The 20,392-nt window shown below is 68.1% G+C and carries 20 protein-coding genes; 10 read left to right on the top strand and 10 right to left on the bottom strand.

Annotated elements, in window-relative coordinates; translation table 11 throughout:
- Positions 1-8: 8 nt before the first annotated feature.
- From G6N43_RS01505 to G6N43_RS01485, 5 genes are all read right to left on the bottom strand, one after another.
- Entirely contained in the window at positions 9-353 is a 345-nt protein-coding gene (locus G6N43_RS01505; protein ID WP_110810384.1) for a YbaB/EbfC family nucleoid-associated protein, read from the bottom strand.
- Positions 350-1,873 (bottom strand): PPE domain-containing protein, encoded by a 1,524-nt coding sequence (locus G6N43_RS01500; protein ID WP_234810097.1) that lies wholly within the window; start codon positions 1,871-1,873, stop codon positions 350-352. Before G6N43_RS01500 ends, G6N43_RS01505 begins: the two co-directional genes overlap by 4 nt.
- A gap of 2 nt (positions 1,874-1,875) precedes the next feature.
- The gene (gene eccE / locus G6N43_RS01495; protein ID WP_083151912.1) at positions 1,876-3,273 is read right to left on the bottom strand and encodes a type VII secretion protein EccE; all 1,398 of its coding nucleotides are present in this window, start codon (positions 3,271-3,273) and stop codon (positions 1,876-1,878) included.
- Positions 3,270-4,616 (bottom strand): type VII secretion-associated serine protease mycosin, encoded by a 1,347-nt coding sequence (mycP, locus tag G6N43_RS01490; protein ID WP_083151915.1) that lies wholly within the window; start codon positions 4,614-4,616, stop codon positions 3,270-3,272. Before mycP ends, eccE begins: the two co-directional genes overlap by 4 nt.
- Positions 4,617-4,754: 138 nt before the next feature.
- A complete protein-coding gene (locus G6N43_RS01485; protein ID WP_083151918.1) occupies positions 4,755-5,012 on the bottom strand; it encodes an HPr family phosphocarrier protein in 258 nt (85 codons plus the stop codon).
- A 97-nt stretch (positions 5,013-5,109) separates the two neighbouring features.
- Between G6N43_RS01485 and G6N43_RS01480 the strand changes: the two genes are divergently transcribed.
- Complete coding sequence (locus G6N43_RS01480) at positions 5,110-6,792, top strand: phosphoenolpyruvate--protein phosphotransferase (protein WP_234810098.1); 1,683 nt, start codon at positions 5,110-5,112, stop codon at positions 6,790-6,792.
- A 91-nt stretch (positions 6,793-6,883) separates the two neighbouring features.
- Positions 6,884-7,852 (top strand): pirin family protein, encoded by a 969-nt coding sequence (locus G6N43_RS01475; protein WP_083151923.1) that lies wholly within the window; start codon positions 6,884-6,886, stop codon positions 7,850-7,852.
- Here the strand turns inward: G6N43_RS01475 and G6N43_RS01470 are convergent.
- Genes G6N43_RS01470 through G6N43_RS01460 form a run of 3 tightly spaced genes read right to left on the bottom strand, consistent with a single transcriptional unit; the run spans position 7,833 to position 11,083 of the window.
- Positions 7,833-9,998, bottom strand: a complete 2,166-nt coding sequence (locus G6N43_RS01470) for an FUSC family protein (protein WP_083151926.1) — start codon at positions 9,996-9,998, stop codon at positions 7,833-7,835. The genes G6N43_RS01475 and G6N43_RS01470 overlap by 20 nt on opposite strands.
- 1 nt (position 9,999) lies before the next feature.
- Positions 10,000-10,524, bottom strand: a complete 525-nt coding sequence (locus tag G6N43_RS01465; protein ID WP_083151928.1) for a hypothetical protein — start codon at positions 10,522-10,524, stop codon at positions 10,000-10,002.
- Positions 10,517-11,083 carry a TetR/AcrR family transcriptional regulator gene (locus tag G6N43_RS01460; RefSeq protein ID WP_083151931.1) on the bottom strand — a complete coding sequence of 189 codons (567 nt, stop codon included), beginning with the start codon at positions 11,081-11,083 and terminating at the stop codon, positions 10,517-10,519. The genes G6N43_RS01465 and G6N43_RS01460 overlap by 8 nt, the downstream gene beginning before the upstream one ends.
- Positions 11,084-11,228: 145 nt before the next feature.
- Between G6N43_RS01460 and G6N43_RS01455 the strand changes: the two genes are divergently transcribed.
- The 8 genes from G6N43_RS01455 (at position 11,229) to G6N43_RS01420 (ending at position 18,291) form a co-directional block, all read left to right on the top strand.
- Positions 11,229-11,867: a TetR/AcrR family transcriptional regulator gene (locus tag G6N43_RS01455; RefSeq protein ID WP_234810099.1), complete on the top strand. Its 639-nt coding sequence runs from the start codon at positions 11,229-11,231 to the stop codon at positions 11,865-11,867.
- Between the two features lie 85 nt (positions 11,868-11,952).
- Positions 11,953-12,891 (top strand): SAM-dependent methyltransferase, encoded by a 939-nt coding sequence (locus G6N43_RS01450; RefSeq protein WP_083151937.1) that lies wholly within the window; start codon positions 11,953-11,955, stop codon positions 12,889-12,891.
- 103 nt (positions 12,892-12,994) lie between these two features.
- Positions 12,995-14,407, top strand: a complete 1,413-nt coding sequence (locus tag G6N43_RS01445; RefSeq protein WP_083151940.1) for an aldehyde dehydrogenase family protein — start codon at positions 12,995-12,997, stop codon at positions 14,405-14,407.
- 76 nt (positions 14,408-14,483) lie between these two features.
- A complete protein-coding gene (locus G6N43_RS01440; protein WP_083151943.1) occupies positions 14,484-15,347 on the top strand; it encodes an SDR family NAD(P)-dependent oxidoreductase in 864 nt (287 codons plus the stop codon).
- Between the two features lie 5 nt (positions 15,348-15,352).
- On the top strand, positions 15,353-16,321 hold the full coding sequence (locus G6N43_RS01435) for an NADPH:quinone oxidoreductase family protein (protein ID WP_083151945.1): 969 nt from the start codon (positions 15,353-15,355) through the stop codon (positions 16,319-16,321).
- On the top strand, positions 16,321-17,025 hold the full coding sequence (locus G6N43_RS01430; RefSeq protein WP_083151948.1) for a haloacid dehalogenase type II: 705 nt from the start codon (positions 16,321-16,323) through the stop codon (positions 17,023-17,025). Before G6N43_RS01435 ends, G6N43_RS01430 begins: the two co-directional genes overlap by 1 nt.
- Positions 17,026-17,047: 22 nt before the next feature.
- On the top strand, positions 17,048-17,788 hold the full coding sequence (locus G6N43_RS01425; RefSeq protein ID WP_083151951.1) for a methyltransferase domain-containing protein: 741 nt from the start codon (positions 17,048-17,050) through the stop codon (positions 17,786-17,788).
- Positions 17,789-17,805: 17 nt separating this feature from the next.
- Positions 17,806-18,291 (top strand): DUF456 domain-containing protein, encoded by a 486-nt coding sequence (locus G6N43_RS01420; RefSeq protein ID WP_083151954.1) that lies wholly within the window; start codon positions 17,806-17,808, stop codon positions 18,289-18,291.
- Positions 18,292-18,294: 3 nt separating this feature from the next.
- Here the strand turns inward: G6N43_RS01420 and G6N43_RS01415 are convergent, their stop codons facing one another.
- Both G6N43_RS01415 and G6N43_RS01410 read right to left on the bottom strand, forming a co-directional pair.
- Positions 18,295-19,092, bottom strand: a complete 798-nt coding sequence (locus tag G6N43_RS01415; protein ID WP_083151957.1) for a tyrosine-protein phosphatase — start codon at positions 19,090-19,092, stop codon at positions 18,295-18,297.
- Complete coding sequence (locus tag G6N43_RS01410; protein ID WP_110810385.1) at positions 19,089-20,333, bottom strand: acyl-CoA dehydrogenase family protein; 1,245 nt, start codon at positions 20,331-20,333, stop codon at positions 19,089-19,091. Before G6N43_RS01410 ends, G6N43_RS01415 begins: the two co-directional genes overlap by 4 nt.
- Between the last annotated feature and the right edge of the window lie 59 nt (positions 20,334-20,392).

Here is a 20,392-nt window from a genome sequence, read left to right as displayed (position 1 = left end):
AACGATACTCACGCCGATTCGTCGGACTCGAGGTCCGCGGTGATATCCGCGACGGCGGCGTCGATGCGTTCCTTGTCGAGTTCGCTCGACTCGTTCGCGGCGGCCGTCGCGTTCTGCAGGGCCTCATTGAGGCGATGTTCGACGGTCGCCGCACCCAGCCGCAGCAGACCGTCCTCGATGAACGCCCCCGTCAGGTGCTGATGCCCGTCGAGGGTCACCTCGACCGTCTCGTCTTCGTCGGTGGCCGGGAACGTGTCGCTGGCCATCTTGTGCAACTGCTCGTCCATCAGCGACTGCAGCCGCGCGGCCTGCTGCAGTACAGCGGCCACGTCGGGATGCATGTCGTCGGTCACGAGGGATCCTTGCCGCCCTGCCCGCCGTGGACGTCCTTGCGGCGCCGATTGCCGACGACGGCCTCGGTCCACGGCCGGTCCTCGGTGTAGAGATCCTCATCGGGGGACAGGCGCGGATCGCGTCGCTTCTCCTTGCCCTGGACTCCGCCCTGGGCGCTGTGCATGGGTGCCATACCGCCGCCCATCATCGCACCGCCTGCCGCCCCGCCCGCGCTTACGGGTGCAGGACCGGCCCTGACCGGTACGGGTGGGCCGGGTGCGACTGTCTCGGCGGTGACCGCGGCAGACAGCGGCGCCGCCCCCATTCCGCCGCCTCCGGTCCCGCCACGCACCCCGCCACCGGCGGCTGCTGGGCGCAGCCTCGGATCGGTGGGTGCCTTCGGTAGCGCCGTTGGGGGCCCTTTCGGTGGCCCACCGTTTGGGGAGGGCGCACCGCCACCTGATGGCGATCCCGCGCCCGAGGGGGAGCCACCGCCGGACGGGGATCCGCCGCCGCCCTGCCCGGAACCCGGCCGCGACTGTGAAGGTGGGGTCGGGGTCCCCAGCGATTCGGCCATCTTCTGGGCCATCGCCGCGGGATCTCCCGTGGGGGCGTTCCCGTTGCCACCGCCGCGCACGGTCGTCGGTCCGCCATATTCCGTGACCGGGGGGTCGGCGGGGCGCACCGGTGCGAACGTCGCGCTGCCCGCGTAATCCTGGCGCACCTCGTCGGATTGGGTCTGCAGCTGCTGCATCCGCTCGCGGATCTTCTCGATCTCTTTCTGCACCCGGACGCCGCCGTGGGGCCCGGTCACGCTGGCGAGCTGCATCATCCGCTGTTCCAGTGCGACGTACTCCTGGTGGATCGGATCGTGTGTGCTCTTCGCCTTGTCGTGCGCCGCAACAATTTTCGCGGCTGCTTCGGCAAGGTCGTACCACGCCTCGGACAGCTGGGTCAGCCAGCCGCCGAACGCGGTCATCCGCGCATACGCGGCGTCGGCGGCGTCGCCTTCCCAGTTACCCGGCGGTGGCTTCGGCGTGTTGTCCTCGACGCGTTTGGATGCGACGCCCCAGTGCAGCATCGCGGTCTTCAACGAGGTTCCACTGTCGGGTGCGCTGAGGTCGGCCTGCGTCTGGTTGACGTTGCTGTATCCGCCGGCATCCAGCAGACGCATCGTGCTGACCGGACCGGGAAGCTGCGGCGGCGGCGTGGAGGGGTTGGGGATGGTGATGGCGTCGACGGCCGCGACGCGATCGGGATTCGCGATCGCCCTGCCGTAGTCGTCGTCGATCTTCTGGTAAGCGGCCGCGGCGATTTCGAGCATTTCCGCGATACGCCGGTTCTCGATCTCGGCCCACCGCTCGAACTCCGTCAGCGACCGCGCGTTGTCGTTGAGGTTGGCGACCGCGTCTTTCGTGGCAGGCAGGGCATCGGGCGGTGTCACCGTGATTTCGGAGGGCGCGTGCCAGTTCTGGCCCTTCATCTCGGTGGCCTGGCCGGTGAGCGCACCGGGTTCGACCCGTTGTACGTCGCCCGCCACCGCTACACCGCCAGCGCCATCTGATAGCGGCTTTCCTCCCGCGGGTTGATCAACCGGATCGGCAGCTGTCGGTGTCGTGGCGTGTCGATGTAGTTGTCGCGCAACACGACTCGTCCGATGCCGGGATGCGGACCGAGGTAGGTGGTCGCGTTCGGCCATGCGACCTTGGCCTCCGGCCCGACCTGAGCGTTGACGGCGCCGGCGAACTCGGCGAACTGCGGCAGCAGGGTGACGACCGCGCCCGCGGCCGCCGATCGGGCAACGAACTGGGTGAACAACCGCGCGTCGCCGAGGTTGATGCTCACATCGACGTCGTCGAACGGCATGTACACCGGATAACGGTCCGCGGTCTCGCCGACCAGGACCCCCGCGGATCCGATCGGCAGTTCGTAGTGCCGGTCGCTGACGGGACTGATGCCGTGCAACGCCGCCCGCTGACCGCCGAACAGGCAGGAAAACCCGCGCGGCGTCGAGGGATTCGCGAGCGTGGTCAACAACACGGTCGTGGTCGGGGCCTCGCCCGGCCGAATGCGAACCCGGGTGATGGTGTGGTCGGCGCGCGCCGACCACCACACGTCGGGCCCGCCCGGAGCGGTGTAGGCCGCGGTGAAGGTGCTGCGCCCCTTGATCGCCGACCACGTCTCACGCTCGAAGCTGATCTCGGTGGCCCTGTCGAAGTCGTCGAAGCTGCGGACGGGCCTGGCGTCAACACCGTTGCCGGCCAACTGATCTGCCATGCGGGTCGTGGATGCGACCAGATACCGGGCCAGTCCCGAGACGCCCGACTCGCGTCGCTGCGCGGACTTGCGGGTCTGCTCGGGGTCGGCCCTGACGACGACCCAGGTCCGCCGGTTGGCAGGCGCAGGATACGGCCCGACCACCTGCTCGTAGAGCGCCACCAGGCTCGCGGGCGCGGTCTTGCCCACCCGATAACCCGCCGAGACCACGTCGCACTCGAGATCCGAACAGTGTGCGGCCACCAGACGCTCGACGAGTTTGGTATCGACGACGTCGTCGGTGAAGGCCGCGCCGTTGACGATGACCGTCGGCGTGAACGGTCGCGGTACGAGCTCCATGGCCGCGACCAGATAACCGTCCTGCCAGCGGACGGCGACGTGATCCCCCGGCATGACCGTGGCACCGACGGCGGGTTCGGACGGCCGGTCGGGTGCGCTGCGGTGGCGTCGCCGCCAGCCGAACACCGCCGCCACCCACCCGGTGAGCCGTCGACCGCGAATGGTCAGCACCGCGGTCAGGGCGATGGTCACGGCCAGGGTGATGCCCAGCCAGAGCAGATCGAGCTCGATGAACAGCAGGAGGGTTGCGGGGATCAGCGCGGCCGCCCATACGGCGTGGCCGGTGGTGAAGCGCAACCCGAACAGCGACGTGATGCGGCTCATCGGCGCCTCAGGGCGCGACCGGCCAAGGCGCCGAGCCCGAGGGCCAGCGCCAGGGCGGCCCCGCTGACGACGACCGCGGTGATCGGTCCCCGGTCCGGGGGCGGAATGTACACCGGCGGCGGAACTTCCTTGACCTGATAGGGAACTCGCTCCGGTCCGTCGGGCACATCCCACGTCAGCGCCGCCACCGGATCGATGACTCCGGCACCGACGTAGTTGTCGACGCCACCGCCGGGATGCCGCGCGGTGGCGGTGATCCGGTTGATGAGCTGGGCGGGCGTCAACTGGGGGAAGCGCTGTTTGAGCAGTGCAGCAAGCCCGGACACGTAGGCGGCTGCGAACGAGGTGCCACTGATCGGGATCGGACCGTCCTGACCCTGCAGCGCGTTGACCGGTTTCCCGTCGTAGCCGAGCGCCACCATGTTCTCCGCAGGCGCCGCGGCCCCGACCCACGGTCCGGACATCGAGAAGGTGCTCGGCTGGCCGTTGGGCGCGATCCCGCCGACGGTCAGCACCAGTGGGGAGTACCAGGCCGGGCTGACGATCGTCTGTACCTGCTGCCAGCCCCTCGGGTCGGCGGGTATCGCCGGGTCGGGCGGCGGGTTCTGGGAGCAGTCCTGGCCGGTGTTGCCCGCCGCGACGATGACGACGGCGCCCTTGACGTTGACCGCGTAATTGATCGCGGCGCCGAGGCCCGATTCGTTGATCGGCCGGGTCACCTTGTAGCAGGCGGCCTCGCTGATGTTGATGACCTGCGCGCCGAGGTTGGCGGCGTGCACGACCGCGCGGGCCAGGCTGCGCAGTGACCCCGCGGTCTGCGTCGAGTTGGGGTCGTTGGGATCGGTGCGGGCGCCGACCGGTTGGAAGGCCTCCGACGTCTGCCGCAACGACAGGATGCGGGCGTCGGGCGCCACCCCGATGAAGCCGTCCGTCGGCGCGGGCCGCCCCGCGATGATCGACGCGGTCAGCGTGCCGTGAGAGTCGCAGTCGGACATGCCGTTTCCGGCTTGGTCGACGAAATCGCCGCCCGGTTCGGCCGGCACCCGCGGTGAGCCGTTGACCCCGGTGTCGATGACGGCGACGGTGATCCCCGCACCCGTCGCGAACGTCTGTGCCTCAGCGAGTTGCAGGTAGCCGTTCGCCCAGGGCTTGTCGGCGAAGTTCGCGTCGGGAAACGCCGTCGGCGTCGAGCAGACGCGGCGCTGTTCGGTGGGTTGATCGGGTCCGGTCTCGTCCGGCGGCATGGCCACCGGGTCGATCGCCGGCGGCTCGACAGCCGCTGCTGGAGGCGCGCTGAACACCGCCAGCAACAACACGACCAGCAGCACACCAGGGCGGTGCACTCGCTATGCACCTCCCCCGATAGTCGCCGGGGCCGCGATGGACAGATATGCCCACAGCAAACCCCCGGCGTTCCCCCACATCCAGCCAATCCTAAGGGGGGTGCGAGGGGGTCAGGTCCGCAATTTGCCGGACCCGGCCTAGGCGTCGAGGTCCTGCGCGACCAATCCGGCCACGGTGGCCAGCACGTTGGCGTCGTCGCAGGTGACGGTCACTTCTGCCCCGTTCTCCGCGCCCAGCGTCATGATCATCAGGGCCGAGCCTGCGTCGACGGGCTCACCGCCGTCGAGGGAAAGCGTGACGGGGACGCCGGCCTTCACCACCTCCTCGGCGATGATGGCCGCGGGGCGGGCGTGCAGACCGATGGCGGAGCCGACGATGACGGTCTTGGTGGGCATGGTGCTCCTGGGTCGTGGGATCGCCAATACGAACCTTATGGCGGAATCCTCTCGACATTGCCCGCCCAATTGGCCGTTTGGGCGAAAGATTCAGTGCATGAGCACTGTGCTGCGCGGTGTGCCGGTCGTCCCCGGTGTCGCATACGCACCGGTGATACGGCCCGGTCGGCTGCCCTCGCTCGAGGACGAGTGGACGGGTGAGGTGCCCGAATCTGACCGCGCAGCCGAGGTCGCCCGGTTCACGGCGGCCGCGGCCGCGGTCGCGTCACGGTTGCGGCACCGCGCGGGTCTCGCGTCGGGCGCTGCCGCGGAGGTGCTGTCGGCCACCGCGACCCTCGCGCAGGACCGCGCCTGGCTCGGCGCCGCGGAGAAGCGGATCAACGCGGGTGCTCCCGCCGTCCGCGCGGTGGTCGGCGCGGTCGAACAGTTCGCCGACATGTTCACCCAGATGGGCGGGCTGATGGCTGAACGCGTGACCGACCTCAACGACATCCGCGACCGGGTGCTCGCCGAACTCCTGGGGCTGCCCGAACCCGGTGTCCCGGCGCCCGACGTGCCATCGATCCTGTGCGCCGACGACCTCGCCCCCGCCGACACCGCCGGACTCGACCCGACGCGTGTCGTCGCGCTGGCCACGACGATCGGCGGACCCACCAGCCACACCGCGATCATCGCGCGCCAGCTCGGTATCCCGTGTGTGGTCGCCGTCGAGGGGCTCGACGCCGTCGGCGCCGAAACGATGGTGCTCGTCGACGGCACGGCCGGAACCGTCGCCGTCACCCCCGATCCCGTGGCTGCAGGTGAGGCGGTCGCCGCGGCGAAGCGCGATGCCGAGCGTGCCGCGCGCTGGACCGGTCCCGGCGCAACGTCCGACGGGCATGCGGTCGCGATCCTCGCCAACGTGGCCGACGGTGCCGCCGCTCGGTCCGCGCGCCAGACGGCGGCGGAGGGCGTCGGCCTGTTCCGCACCGAACTGTGCTTCCTGAACCGCGACACCGAACCTGGCATCGAGGAACAGGCCGATGTCTACGCCGAGGTGCTCGAGGCCTTCGCCGGGCGCAAGGTGGTCATCAGGACACTCGACGCGGGGTCGGACAAACCGCTGAAGTTCGCGGGGCATGCCGAGGAGGCCAACCCCGCGCTCGGGGTGCGAGGCATTCGCATCGCGGTGGGCAACCCGGGGTTGTTGAGCAGACAGCTGGAGGGCATCGCGGCCGCGGGCGAGCGGACCGGCAACCCGCCGTGGGTGATGGCGCCGATGATCGCGACGGCTGAGGAAGCCGAACACTTTGCGGCACAGGCGCGTTCGTACGGACTGACGCCGGGGGTGATGATCGAGGTGCCTGCGGCGGCGCTGCGTGCCGAGCAGATCCTGCGGCATGTCGACTTCCTGTCGATTGGCACCAATGATCTCGCCCAGTACACGATGGCCGCCGATCGCATGTCGGCCGACCTCGCCGCGCTCACCGACCCGTGGCAGCCGGCAGTGCTGTCGTTGGTGGCGATGACGGCGTGCGCGGGCGCCGCCGCGGGTAAGCCGGTCGGCGTCTGCGGTGAGGCCGCGGCGGACCCGCTGTTGGCATGCGTGCTCGTAGGGCTCGGCGTGACGTCGTTGTCGGCGGCGGCCGCTGCCGTGCAGGGTGTCGGCGCGCGGCTTGCGGAGGTGTCGCTGGCGCGGTGCCGTGAGGCGGCCGACGCCGTGCTCGCCGCGGGCACTGCGGCGGACGCGCGGTCCGCGGCCCTGGCCATTCTTTCGGCGAGCAGACGCGTGCACCCCTAGAAATGCCGCAATTTGGGGGTTTTCACGTCTGTTCGCGGTATCGAAGCAGCATCGTGGAAATAAATCGGACTGCGGTCCGGTTATCCGTGGCATGCCTGCTATCAGCGCCAACACCCTGACACTGCCGCGAATCGCCGCGGCCGACCCCGCCGACACCGAGCGACCGGTCCGCTCCATCACCACCGGCCCGCGCGGCTATGAAGGTGAGGGCTTTCCCGTCGTGCGTGCGTTCGCCGGAGTCAGCACCGCCGACCTCGACCCGTTCATCCACATGGACCAGATGGGCGAGGTCGAATACGAACCCGGCGAGCCGAGGGGCACCGACTGGCATCCCCACCGTGGCTTCGAGACCGTCACGTACATGCTCGACGGGCGCTTCGCCCACCAGGACTCCCACGGTGGCGGCGGCTTGATCACCGACGGCGCCACACAGTGGATGACGGCGGGATCGGGGATCCTGCACATCGAGACGCCGCCCGCCGAACTGGTCGAGAGCGGCGGGCTGTTCCACGGGATCCAGCTCTGGGTGAACTTGCCGCGCAAGGACAAGTTCGCGACCCCGCGATACCAGGCCATCGAGGGTGAGCAGGTCAAGCTGCTGTCCTCCGACGACGGTGGGTCGCTGGTCCGGCTGATCGCCGGCGGCGTCGCCGGGCATCGAGGCCCGGGCGCCACGCACACGCCGATCACCTTGGCGCACGCGACGATTGAGCCCGATGCCCGGCTGAATCTGCCATGGAACCGCGACTTCAACGCGCTCGTCTACGTGTTGTCCGGGCGCGGGACGGTCGGCCCCGTCGGCCACCCGATTCACCAGGGACAGTTGGCAGTGCTCGGCCCCGGCGACCGGATCACCGTCAGCGCAGACGCATCACAGGATTCACACCGGCGAGCGCTCGACGTTCTGTTGTTGGGCGGTAAGCCCATCCGCGAGCCCGTGGTTCACTACGGACCGTTCGTGATGAACACGAAAGCCGAACTGATCCAGGCCCTGGAGGACTACAACGCAGGCAAGTTCGGCGCGATCCCGCCCGATGCTCTCATGCCCCACCGCGTTTGACGGCGACATCGTACTCGTGCCTGGAATCGCTTCTCGGATAGAGCAATTCCAGTTCGCCGATGTGGGCCGCGGCTGTGACCAACGGCAGGGCCGCCGCGACGGCCAACCCGTCGTCCGTGGCCTCGGCGCGCAACGCGATCGTGAAGTCATCGCTGATCGGTTGCAAGGCGAGCACCCGCGAGCGTCCAGCAAGGACCTCACACACCGCCTGGGTATGTGCCTCCAGCACAGCGCGGGTCCGTACGTAGACGCCGTGTGGCGGCGGGACGACATCGGCGATCTGTTCGGCCGCGGCGCGTAGGCGGGCTGCCCGGTTGGCCCGCCGGACCACGGGCGCCCGGACGTCGGCGGCGCCGCTGCTCTCCGAAAGATATTGGCGCACAGCATCATCGACTGTGCGTGACGCTTCCAGGGTGTCGTGGCTGAGTGCGATCACCCGGTTGGTGGCCTCCTCGGAGGCCCCTCGCGTGACGCGTAGGACCGCGGCGGTGAGAAATTCGGCGCCGACGGCGAAGGCGTCGTCGATGACCTTCGACAGCCGCGTGCGCACCCCGCGCGGCCACAGCAGCAGTGACACCACGACGGCGACGAGCGCGCCGATGATGACGTCCTGTATGCGGATCAGCCCCACGCTCCAACCGGTCGGGGCGATGAGGTTGAAGATGATCAGCACCATCATCGTGAACGCGACCTGGCCGGCGATGAACGACGCGACCTCCGGCACGAACGCCGAACCGAACGCCACCAGCGGCAGCAGCATCCACATGACGACCGGATCGACGCCGACGAGCTCGATGACGACGACACCGAGCAGGAAGCCGATCGCGGTACCCGCGACCGCGCGCAGCACCCGCGTCCCGGTCGTAAGCGCGCTGCTGCGTAGCACGGACATCGCACCGAGCACCACCCAGAAACCGTTCTGCAGCGGGAAAAGGTGGGTGACGGCGACGGCCGCCGCCAGCCCGAGCCCGGTACGCACGCTGTTGCGTAACACCACCGCTCTGGTGGCCAGCAGCCCCTTGGTGATCGTCGCGACCGCGGTCGTTTCCGGCATCACCCAATCGGCGACCCCGGTAGGCGGCAGCCGTCGACCGAGGACGCGGGCCCACACCGGACGCGCGTCGGCCTCGGCCGCGTTGCGGATGATGCGGCCTGTCACGCCGACCGTGGCCGAAAAGGTGCGGCGCCCCAATAACTTCCGTGCGACCTCCACCGCCGCGGCATCGTGCGGTGCCTCGAGTATCTCGACGATGTCCTCGCGGTAGCGACCCTGCGCGATGGATCTCAGTTCGGCCAGTGCCGAGTTGAGGTCCGCTCCGCGGGAGGCCCGTGCCGACGGCTCGGGGATGCTGAGCACCGCAGCGCAATCCCGCAGCACCCGGATCAGCGGAGTCTTCAGGTCGCCCAGCATGTGCCCGGTGTCGTCGGTGATCCGGTCAGAAAGGAAGCCGAGGTCGTCGACCACCCGCACGAGCGCCCGGCTGCCCGCGGTGAGCGCGACCGGGCGGTAGTCGGCGCCGAGGAAGCTCTCCCACAGCGCATTCATCGCACGCGTCGCGTCCTTGGCGGTTCCCGTGCCGTCGAGCGCGTCGGCCAGCCGCGTGCACACCTGCGTCGCCTGCCGGCGCAGTTCGTCGTGATGGCGTGGCGGAAAGAGGAACAACGCCGCGGGCACGCACACCGCCAACGCGATCGCCCAGCCGAGCAGCCGCTCGGAGATCGGCCCGACCGGTGTGCAGGCAGGCAGCACGAATGTCAGCAGAGTGGCGCGCTGGCCGGAGGCGATGATCTCGCTGAACACGCCCGAGAACGTCACCACCACACCGAGGACGAACATCACCGCGACGCTGATTGCGGGGTGGGGCGACACCAGCGTGCCGAGGGTGATCAGCACCGCGCCGTTGATCCCCAGGCCGCAGTAGGCGAGCGCGCGGGAGGCGCGGTTTCCCGGGAAGTCCACCAGGATCAGCAGGGACACGGAGCCGAAGATCGCCAAAAGTGGTGTCTGCGAACCACTTCCGACAGCGAACCCGACTGCGGCCGCGACGGGAACCACTATCGCCGCTCGGGCGGCGCGCCGCAGCGCGTCGAACTCGGGATCGCGCTTGCGGAGCAGGTCAACCACGCGGCGCCGCAAGCTCGTCATGTCAGTGCGCGATCATCTTGATGACGACGACTATCAACCCCACTCCCACGAGTCCGGCGACCGCGAGCACCCGCTGCCACCACGGTAACCGAGTCTTGCGCACCGCCAGCACTGCGATGAGGCCGAGTTCACCGATCAGCGTCCAGATCGCGATCCACATCGCGGTGTCGGTGTCGAGGATGCCGAACACCGCGACCACCAACACGATCAGCGGGGGAACGGCCGCCGCCACGATCTGGCCTGACGTCTGCACGATCCGCACGGCTTCGCGCCGTTGTGGTGCCTTGCCGAACACCGCGAGGTGGGCCACCCAGTGCGAGAGTAGGCTCGCCGCCCACAGACCGCCGGTGGCTACGGCGATGTCGAGAATCCGTGCCCACGCGCTGGTGTCCTCGTCGCTGTAGCGCGCCAGTATCGCCAAGGTCGCCAGACAGGAGATCGCCCCGTAGAGACGCTCGCGTAGCAGCGCGACAACGTGGTGGACCTCGTCTGGTGAATCGTCGACTGCGTTGCCTGCGTCAGTCACTGCCGGGCACCGAGGCAAACCCGTCCGTGTCGAGCGCGACCCCCAGCCGTTCGGCGATCCACTGCAACGCCACGGTGTCGTGGGGCAGCGTCGACTGCTCGTAACCGACCAGGAGGTACACCGCCCATCGTGCGAAGACCTCGGCTCGCCGCGTGTTCTGCAGAATCTCGTGTGCCGACTCGTAGACGATGTCGAAGCGTTGTTGGTCCACGGCGGCCTGGATGGCGTGAACCTGCGGATCTACCGAACTCCACACCCGGATCGCCGCCTCGGCGCCGTGCGGAAGCCGCAATCCCTCGTAAACCAGGATGTCTATGCGGCGGCGTGGATCCGGCTCGCTGCGCACCGCCTCAACCATCTGCACGGTCCGCTCCTGCACCCAGTAATCGACCAGGTCCTTGGTGTAGGCGGGCCAATTGGTGAAGTAGTGATAGAAGGAACCGGTGGTGACACCGAGGCGGTTACACACCTCGGCGAGTTTGAGCCCCCCATAGCCGAGATCGGACAGCACATCGAGCCCAGTCTCGAAGTAGGCCTCTCGAGAAACGACGCTGGCCATGGCACGGGACAGTACTTCGGACCCCCTCGAATCTCTACGTCGCGTCCGTCTGGCATATGGCCGAAAATTTGCTGGCAGGCCGCGTGGAGGTACCGGACAGGTGATACCCCTTAGGCCCACAAGTGGGCTGTGGCACAATTTGACCGTGCCGCAACATATCGCGAGTAGGGGTCCGGGTCGCCCACCCGCAGCTAAGGCAGCGGAAACGCGGGAGCGCATCATACGAGCCGCGAGAGAAGTCTTCAGCGAACTCGGATACGACGCGGCGACGTTTCAGGCGATCGCCATCCGCGCCGGTCTGACACGTCCGGCGATCAACCACTACTTCGCAAGTAAGCGGGTGTTGTGGGGCCAGGTCGTCGAACAAATCGACGCGCAGGTAGTTAGCGCCGGCAAAGCGCGCGCGGAGGAAGTGACGGGGCTGCTCGACCGGCTGGGGGCGTTCTTCAGCGCGGCGATGCAGACCAATTCCGAAGACCGTTCGGCGGCAGCATTTCTCGTCACCTCGGTCCTGGAGTCTCAGCGCCACCCCGAACTGATCAGCGACGAGCACGATTCGCTGCGGACGTCACGCGAGTTCATCACCTGGGCGGTCAACGAGGCGATCGCGAACGGCGAACTCACCACCGACACGAACGTCACCGAGCTCGTGGAGCTGCTCGTGGCGATGATCTGGGGAATGGGTTTCTACGCCGGTTTCGTCGGCGGTCACGAAGACCTCGCCGGGGTGGTCCACAACTTCCAGAAGCTGCTGGCGTCCACACTCTGGAACCTGCGCCCCTAGCCGACAACCGTCGTCGCATAGCTCGCCTAAGCGAAATCGCTAGCATGGCGATCGGTATGACCGATCGGAACGAGGGGGCTCACCAATGAGCTCATTGCGTACGCATGACGACAGCTGGGACATCGCGACCAGCGTCGGCTCGACGGCCGTCATGGTGGCCGCGGCCCGCGCCGCCGAGACCGCCAAGCCCGACCCGCTGATCCGCGATCCGTATGCCGAGGTGCTGGTCGCCGGCGTCGGGCCGGGAATCTGGGATTTCGTGCGCAGCGACGAGTTCGCCGCCAAAGTCGCCGAGGCCGACGCCGAGGTCGCCGCAGTCCTCGCGCACATGGGCAACTACCAGGCCGTGCGGACCCACTTCTTCGACGCCTTCTTCGCCGACGCGATGGCGGCGGGCATCCGGCAGGTCGTGATCCTCGCGTCCGGCCTCGATTCACGCGCGTACCGCCTGCCGTGGACTGAGGGGACCGTCGTCTACGAGATCGACCAGCCCAAGGTGCTCGAATACAAGGCGGAAAGGATGGCCGAGCACGGTGCGCAACCGTCGGCCGAGCGCCACGCCGTGGCCATCGACCTCCGCCAGGACTGGCCCGCCGCCCTGCGTGCCGGCGGCTTCGACGCCGACAAGCCGACCGCGTGGCTGGCCGAGGGGCTGTTGATGTATCTGCCCGCCGAGGCCCAGGACAGGTTGTTCGAACACATCACCGCGCTGAGCGCCCCCGGTAGTCGGGTGGCGGCCGAGGCCGTCGGCACGCGGTCCGACGAGAGACGTGCGGAGTTCCGGAAGAAGTTCGTGCGCATCGCCGCGCAGTTCGGCATCGAGAATGCGCCCGATGTCGCTGATCTGATGTACAACGATCCGGACCGGGCCGACGTCGCGCAGTGGCTCAACGAGCATGGCTGGCAGTCGTCGGCGGTCAGCTCTGCCGACGAGATGCGCAGGCTCGACCGCTGGGTGCTGCCGCCGGAGGATTCCGACCGTGACCAGTTCTCGGCGTTCGTCACCGCCGAGAAGTCGGACTGACCGCCCGAACGGGCGAGTAGAGGGGCAGGAAGTTGCCCCTTCAGGACGGGCCAACCGGTTGGTTAGGATCGGGTAATCCTCGGGTCAGGAAGGACACCCACCCATGACCACAGAATCCGTCGCGCCCGAAACCACCGCGGCAAACACCCCAGACATCCCCGGCACTGTGCGCAGGCTGCGCGAGACGTTCGCGTCCGGCCGCACGCGCAGCGTCGAATGGCGTAAACAACAGCTCCAAGCCATCGCGAGGCTGATGAGCGAGAACGAGGGCGCCATCATGGAGGCCCTCGACAAGGACCTCGGGCGCAGCCCGTTCGAGGCGTACCTCGCTGACATCGCCAGCACCGTGGGTGAGGCGAAGGACGCCGCCAAGAACGTCAAGAAGTGGATGCGTCGCCGCTACCGGCTGCTGGAGATGTCGCAGCTGCCCGGCCGCGGCTGGGTCGAGTACGAGCCGTACGGCACCGTGCTGATCATCGGCGCGTGGAACTTCCCGTTTGTGCTGACGCTCGGTCCCGCCGTCGGCGCCATCGCGGCGGGCAACACCGTCGTGCTCAAGCCGTCCGAGGTGTGCCCGGCATCGTCGGCCCTGATGGCCGAGCTCGTGCCGCGCTATCTCGACAACGATGCGATCGCCGTGATCGAGGGCGACGGCGCAGTCAGCCAGGAGCTCATCGCCCAGGGCTTCGACCACATCTGCTTCACCGGCGGCACCGAGATCGGCCGCAAGGTGTACGAGGCGGCTGCACCGCATCTGACGCCGGTCACCCTCGAACTGGGCGGCAAGAGCCCGGTCATCGTGGCCGCGGATGCGGACATCGAGGTGGCTGCCAAGCGCATCGCGTGGACCAAGCTGATCAACTCCGGCCAGATCTGCATCGCGCCCGACTACGTGCTCGCCGACGCCAAGATCCGCGACCAGCTCGTCGATGGGATCAAGAAGGCCGTGACGACTTTCGAGGCCGAGAACAAGATCGGCGGAAAGCGCATCGTCAACGAGCGCCACTTCGCCCGACTCACCGGGTCGCTGGCCGCGACCAAGGGCAACGTCGTCGTCGGCGGTGGTTCCGATGCCTCCAACATCACGATCGAGCCCACCGTCGTGGTGGACCCCGATCCGGCTGAGCCGCTGATGACCGATGAGATCTTCGGCCCGATCCTGCCGGTGATGACGGTCCAATCCCTCGACGACGCAATCAGTTTCGTCAACTCGCGACCCAAGCCGCTGGCCGCCTACCTGTTCACCAAGACCAAGAGCATCCGCGAGCGGGTCATCAAGGAGGTCACGGCGGGCGGCATGGTGGTCAACCATCTGCTCTTCCAGTTCTCGACGAACAAGCTGCCGTTCGGCGGGGTCGGTCCTTCGGGTACGGGCGCCTATCACGGCAAGTACGGCTTCGAGCAGTTCAGCCACAAGAAGACCGTGATGACCAAGCCGACCCGACCCGACTTGGGCGCCATGATCTACCCCCCGTATACAGAGAAGGCTCTCAAGCTCGCCAAGCGGCTCTTTTAATTTCGATTTCGGCGTGATTGGTAACGCTCAGCGTGACTGAACACGCCGAAATCCCAACTGTCTAGGAAGGAAACCCATGCCAGGAGTGCAGGACCGCGTCGTCGTCGTCACCGGGGCCGGAGGCGGACTCGGACGCGAGTACGCGTTGACGCTCGCCAAGGAGGGCGCCAGCGTCGTCGTCAACGACCTCGGTGGGGCCCGTGACGGCACCGGCGCCGGCCACAACATGGCCGACGAGGTGGTCAAGGAGATCAAGGACGCCGGTGGCCGCGCGGTCGCCAACTATGACTCGGTCGCGGAGCCCGAGGGCGCCGAGAACATCATCAAGACCGCCATCGACGAGTTCGGCAAGGTCGACGGCGTCGTGAGCAACGCGGGCATCCTGCGCGACGGCACCTTCCACAAGATGACGTTCGAGAACTGGGATGCCGTGCTCAAGGTTCACCTGTACGGCGGCTACAACGTGATCCGCGCGGCCTGGCCGCACTTCCGCGAGAACAGCTTCGGCCGCGTCGTGGTGGCCACCTCGACCAGCGGCCTGTTCGGCAACTTCGGTCAGGCCAACTACGGCGCCGCGAAGCTCGGTCTGGTCGGCCTGATCAACACGCTCGCCCAGGAGGGCGCGAAGTACAACATCAAGACCAACGCCGTCGCACCCGTCGCGGCCACCCGGATGACGCAGGACATCCTGCCGCCGGAGGTCTTCGAGAAGCTGACGCCGGAATACGTTGCGCCGGTGGTGACCTACCTGATGACCGAGGAAGTGCCGGACACCGCGTCGGTGTTCATCGTCGGCGGCGGCAAGGTGCAGCGCACCGCGCTGTTCCAGAACGAGGGCATCACGTTCACCGACGTGCCTTCGGTCGAGGATATCGCCGCCAAGTGGGGCGAGATCACCGATCTGTCCGCGGCGAAGCGCGCCACGTTCTCGCTCGGCTGACACGAGTGAAAGCGCTTGTCGCGCAGGAGCTTTCCGGACCAGCTGGGTTGGCTTACACCGACGTCGATGACGTCGTCGGCAATGACGATGTAGTCATCGTCGACGTTCGCGCCGCCGGTGTGAGCTTCCCGGACCTGCTGCTTTTGCGGGGTGAATACCAGCTGCGGTTGGAGCCACCGTTCATCCCCGGCATGGAGGCCGCGGGGGTGGTGGTGTCGGCGCCGTACGAATCGGAGTTCAAGCCGGGCCAGCGCGTCACCGCGCTGACGATGATGGGTGGCTGGGCGGAGCGCGTTGCGGTGCCGCCCGCCAACCTTCGATCGACGCCTTACGAACTCGACGACGCGGAAGCCGTCGCGCTGCTCGGCAACTACCAGACGATGTACTTCGCGCTCGCCCGCCGCGCCGCGCTGCGGGCCGGTGAGACCGTCCTCGTCCTCGGCTCGGCGGGTGGCGTCGGCACCGCGGCCATTCAGATTGCGAAGGCGTTGGGCGCCACCGTGATTGCGATGGTGCACCGTCCGCAGGGCACCGAGTTCGTGAAGTCGCTGGGCGCCGACGTTGTCCTCCCGCTGACCGACGGCTGGCTGCAGGCCGTCAAGGACCACACCGGCGGGCGCGGTGTGGACGTGGTCGTCGATCCCGTCGGCGGCGACGTGTTCGACGACGCGATCCGCGCGCTGGCGACCGAGGGACGGCTGCTCGTCCTCGGCTTCGCGTCCGGTGGCGGCATCCCGAACGTGAAGGTGAACAGGCTGCTGCTGCGCAATGTCTCGGTCATCGGGGTGGGCTACGGCGAGTTCATCAACCGCACTCCCGGCGCTCAGTCGCTCTTCGAATTCGGTGTCGGTGAACTGGTGAAGGCCGGCCTGCGTCCGCCTCCGCCGATGCGCTTCCCCCTGTCGAAGGGCGCCGAGGCGCTGCAGACCCTGGCCGACGGCGGCGTGTTCGGCAAGGTAGTGCTGGAGCCGTAATGGGTGCGCGAGCGCTGGCGTTCGACGTGTTCGGCACCGTCGTCGACTGGCGCTCGAGCGTCATCGCCGAACTCGAGGCCTTCGGCAAAAGCCATGGGGTAGAACAGGATTGGGCGACATTCGCCGACAACTGGCGCAAGGGCTACCTGCCTGCGATGGACCGGGTGCGTCGCGGTGAGCTGCCGTGGACGAGGATCGACGACCTGCACCGCATGATCCTCGAGGAGCTGCTGCGCGACGCGGGCATCACGGAGGTCAGCGATGCGGACGTCGACCGGTTGAACCGTGCCTGGCATCGACTCGACCCGTGGCCGGACACCGTCGAGGGGCTCACCCGACTCAAGGAACGGTTCGTCATCACGACGCTGTCGAACGGCAACGTCTCGCTGCTGACGAACATGGCCAAGCGGGCGGGGCTGCCGTGGGACTGCGTGATCTCGGCCGAGCTGTTCCGCCACTACAAGCCCGACCCGGAGGCCTACCTTGGGTGCGCGGACCTGCTCGGCGTGCGACCCGACGAGCTGATGCTCGTCGCGGCCCATCCCGGCGACCTGCGCGCCGCGCAACACGTCGGTCTGATGGCTGCCTACGTCGCCCGCCCGCTGGAGTACGGACCCAATCAGCGAGCGCATCAGGTCACCGACGGTGAATTCGACGTAACAGCAACGGATTTTCTGGATCTCGCCGACCAGCTCGGCGTTTGATGACCCGGCGTAGCGTGGGATCGTGACCGATCAACACCTCCCGCCGGCCCTGCGCCGGGCCCTGGACCTGCTCGCCGATCCGCCGGCGAATCCCGACGTCAGCATGGGGTATCTGGATCTGCTGGGCGACCGGCCGACCACCGACGACGACCCGCCGCGCAACACCGGATTCATCCAGGCGGTGTGGGCGTCGGGTCCCGGGTCGTTCTTCTACGACAACGCGCAGGCCTTGGCGCGCAGATTCATGGGCGCATGGCAGCTGCCCGTCGAATGGTTGAGCATTCCGCCCGGCGGCGTGGCTCTGGACGTCGGCAGCGGCCCGGGAAACATCACCGCACAATTGGCGCGTGCCGCGGGGCCCGACGGCCTCGGGCTGGGCGTCGACATCTCCGAACCGATGCTGGCCCGCGCGGTCGCGGCCCAGGCGGGACCGAATGTCGGCTTCCTGCGCGCCGACGCGCAACAGCTGCCGCTTCGCGACGAGACCGTCGACGCGGCGGTCTCGCTGGCCGTGCTGCAGTTGATCCCGAATCCGGCGCAGACCCTGTCCGAGATCGTGCGGGTGCTGCGGCCGGGCGGGCGGATGGCCGTCATGGTGCCGACCGCGGGCGTGGCCAGCCCGCTGTTCCGGGCGCTGCCCGCCACCGGGGCGCGCGTCTTCGCCGAGGACGAGATCGGCGACATCCTCGAGGACCTCGGCATGGCCGGCGTCAGGGCGAAGACCGTCGGCACCTTCCAATGGGTGCGGGCGCGGCGGCCGTGACCCACTAACCTCGTGTGGTGGGTACCGCCGGCATCATCTCAGTGGCGCTCGCCATCGCCGTCGGCATCGTCGGCATCGTGGTGCCCTTGCTGCCGGGCACACTGCTGGTGTTCGCCGCGATCGCGGTGTGGGCGGTCGTCGAGAACAACGTCACCGGCTGGGTGACGCTGGGGGTCGTGGCCGCGCTGCTCGGCGTGACCGCCTTGATCAAGTACACCTGGCCGGTGAAACGGATGCGGGCCGCCGATGTGCGCCCGCTGAGCCTGGTGGCGGGCGGGGCGCTCGGCATCATCGGTTTCTTCGTGATCCCGGTCGTCGGCCTGGTGATCGGCTTTGTGCTGGGCGTCTATCTGGCCGAGGTGGCCACCCGCGGGGACCAGCGACAGGCCTGGGCGTCGACCAAGCACGCCGTGAAGGGTGTGGCGCTGTCGATGGGTGTCGAGCTGGCCGGCGCGCTGCTTGCGACCGTCGCGTGGATAGTCGGGGTGTATCTGACCCCGTAGTGGTTAGGCCAACAGCGCGTCACGCAGTCGCGTGACGTCTTCGGGGGTCACCCCCGCCGCTTCGAGGTAGGGCTGGATGCCGCCGTAGGTGTCGACGATGGTCCGCCGCGACGCCTCCAGATACTCGGGCTGCACCCCGAGTACCGCGTCGGTCAGCCGGGCCTCGACGAAGGTGACCTCCTCGTCGGTCTCGATGCGTTCGCGGACCGACTTGAGGATCTGCTCCCGCAGCCGCGGCACCGCCGCATTGCTGCGCAGGAAGTCGGCGGTCACCACATCGGGATCGACGCCGACGGCCTCGAGGACCGTCGCGACGGTGAACCCCGTCCTGTCTTTACCGGCGAAGCAGTGCGTGATCACCGGGCGGCCCGCCCCGATCAGCGAAATGACTTGCCGCACTGCACGTTGCGCGCCGGCCAGCGTCGGGAACCGCTGGTACTCCTCGGTCATGAACCGCGACGCGGCCTCGGTGATGTCCTCGTTGTCGGGCTTCTCGGTCATCATCTTCTGGAACGCCGTCTCGTGCGGAGCGGCGCCGTTGACGGTGGTGACCTCGTGGAAATGCAGGTGGTGCACCTCGACGCCGGCGGGTATGGCGCCCGTGCCGTGACGCTCCACCTCGCGAGCTGACCGCAGGTCGGCCACGTCGGTGATGCCGAGGTCCAGCAGCGCGGTCCGCCCCGCGTCGTCCAACCCGCTCAACTCACTGGAGCGGAAGAACCGGCCTGGCCGGATGCCGGTCTCCTCAGCGATGTCGCGGAAGTTCCACGCCCCCGACAGGGCATCCGGATTCGGGGTCACAGAGCGGACCTTGGCGTCACCGCCGCGGCGAAAGCGCCTTTCTCGCGGCCCAGTTCGGCGCGCGCGATGGTTCGCATGTGTACCTCGTCCGGGCCGTCGAACAGGCGCATCGCGCGGTGCCAGCCGTACATCCGGGCCAGGATGGTGTCATCGCTGACGCCGGCGCCGCCGTGCACCTGGATCGCGCGGTCGATGACGTTGCACGCCATCTGTGGTGCGACCGACTTGATCTGGGCGACCAGCACCTGGGCTTCCTTGCTCTTGTTGCCGTGCTGGTCGATCACCCACGCCGCCTTGTGACACAGCAACCGGGCCTGCTCGATCTCGTTGCGGGACTGCGCAACCTGCTGCTGCACCACGCCCTGGTCGGCCAACGGCTTGCCAAACGCGATGCGGGTGTTGACACGTTCGATCATCAACGCCAACGCACGCTCGGCCACGCCGATGGCACGCATGCAGTGGTGGATGCGGCCAGGTCCGAGGCGGGCCTGCGCGATCGCGAACCCGCTGCCCTCCTCGTGCAACAGGTTCGTGACGGGCACCCGCACGTTGTCGAAGACGATCTCGCAGTGCCCGTGCTGGTCCTGCCAACCGAACACCGGCAGCGAACGCTGGATGTCGACGCCAGGGGTGTCAACGGGCACCAGGATCATCGACTGCTGCTGGTGGCTGGCCGCATCCGGGTTGGTGCGGCCCATCACGATGAGGATCTTGCAGCGGGGGTCGGCGGCGCCGGTGATCCACCACTTGCGGCCGTTGATGACGTACTCGCCGCCGTCGCGCAGCATGGTCGTCTGGATGTTGCGAGCGTCGCTGGAGGCCACCGCGGGCTCCGTCATGGCGAACGCGCTGCGGATCTCACCGTTGAGCAGCGGTTCGAGCCACTGCTTGCGCTGCTCCTCGTTCGCGAACAGATGCAACGTCTCCATGTTGCCGGTGTCGGGTGCCGCGCAGTTGGTCACCTCGGGCGCGATCTCCATGCTCCAGCCGGTCAGCTCGGCCAGCGGGGCGTACTCGAGGTTGGTCAGGCCCGACTCGGCGGGCAGGAAGAGGTTCCACAGGCCCCGCTCCTTGGCCAGCTTCTTGAGGTCTTCGATGACCGGCGGGACGGTGTGGTCGTCGGGACCCTTCTCCTGCCGGTAAGCGTGGTACTCGTGCTCGGCCGGGAAGACGAATTCGATCATGAATTCGGAGAGCCGCTTGTGGTAGTCCTGACCCTTGGCCGACATCGCGAAGTCCATGGCAGTCACGATATGACACCCGTAAAAACGGGAATCGCGGCAGTCCATGACACGTATAA

The organism is Mycolicibacterium moriokaense, from assembly GCF_010726085.1.
In the GTDB taxonomy this organism is placed as follows: Bacteria; Actinomycetota; Actinomycetes; order Mycobacteriales; family Mycobacteriaceae; genus Mycobacterium; species Mycobacterium moriokaense.
Note: the sequence above shows the minus strand (reverse complement) of the source record. Positions and strands in the feature narration are given on the sequence as shown.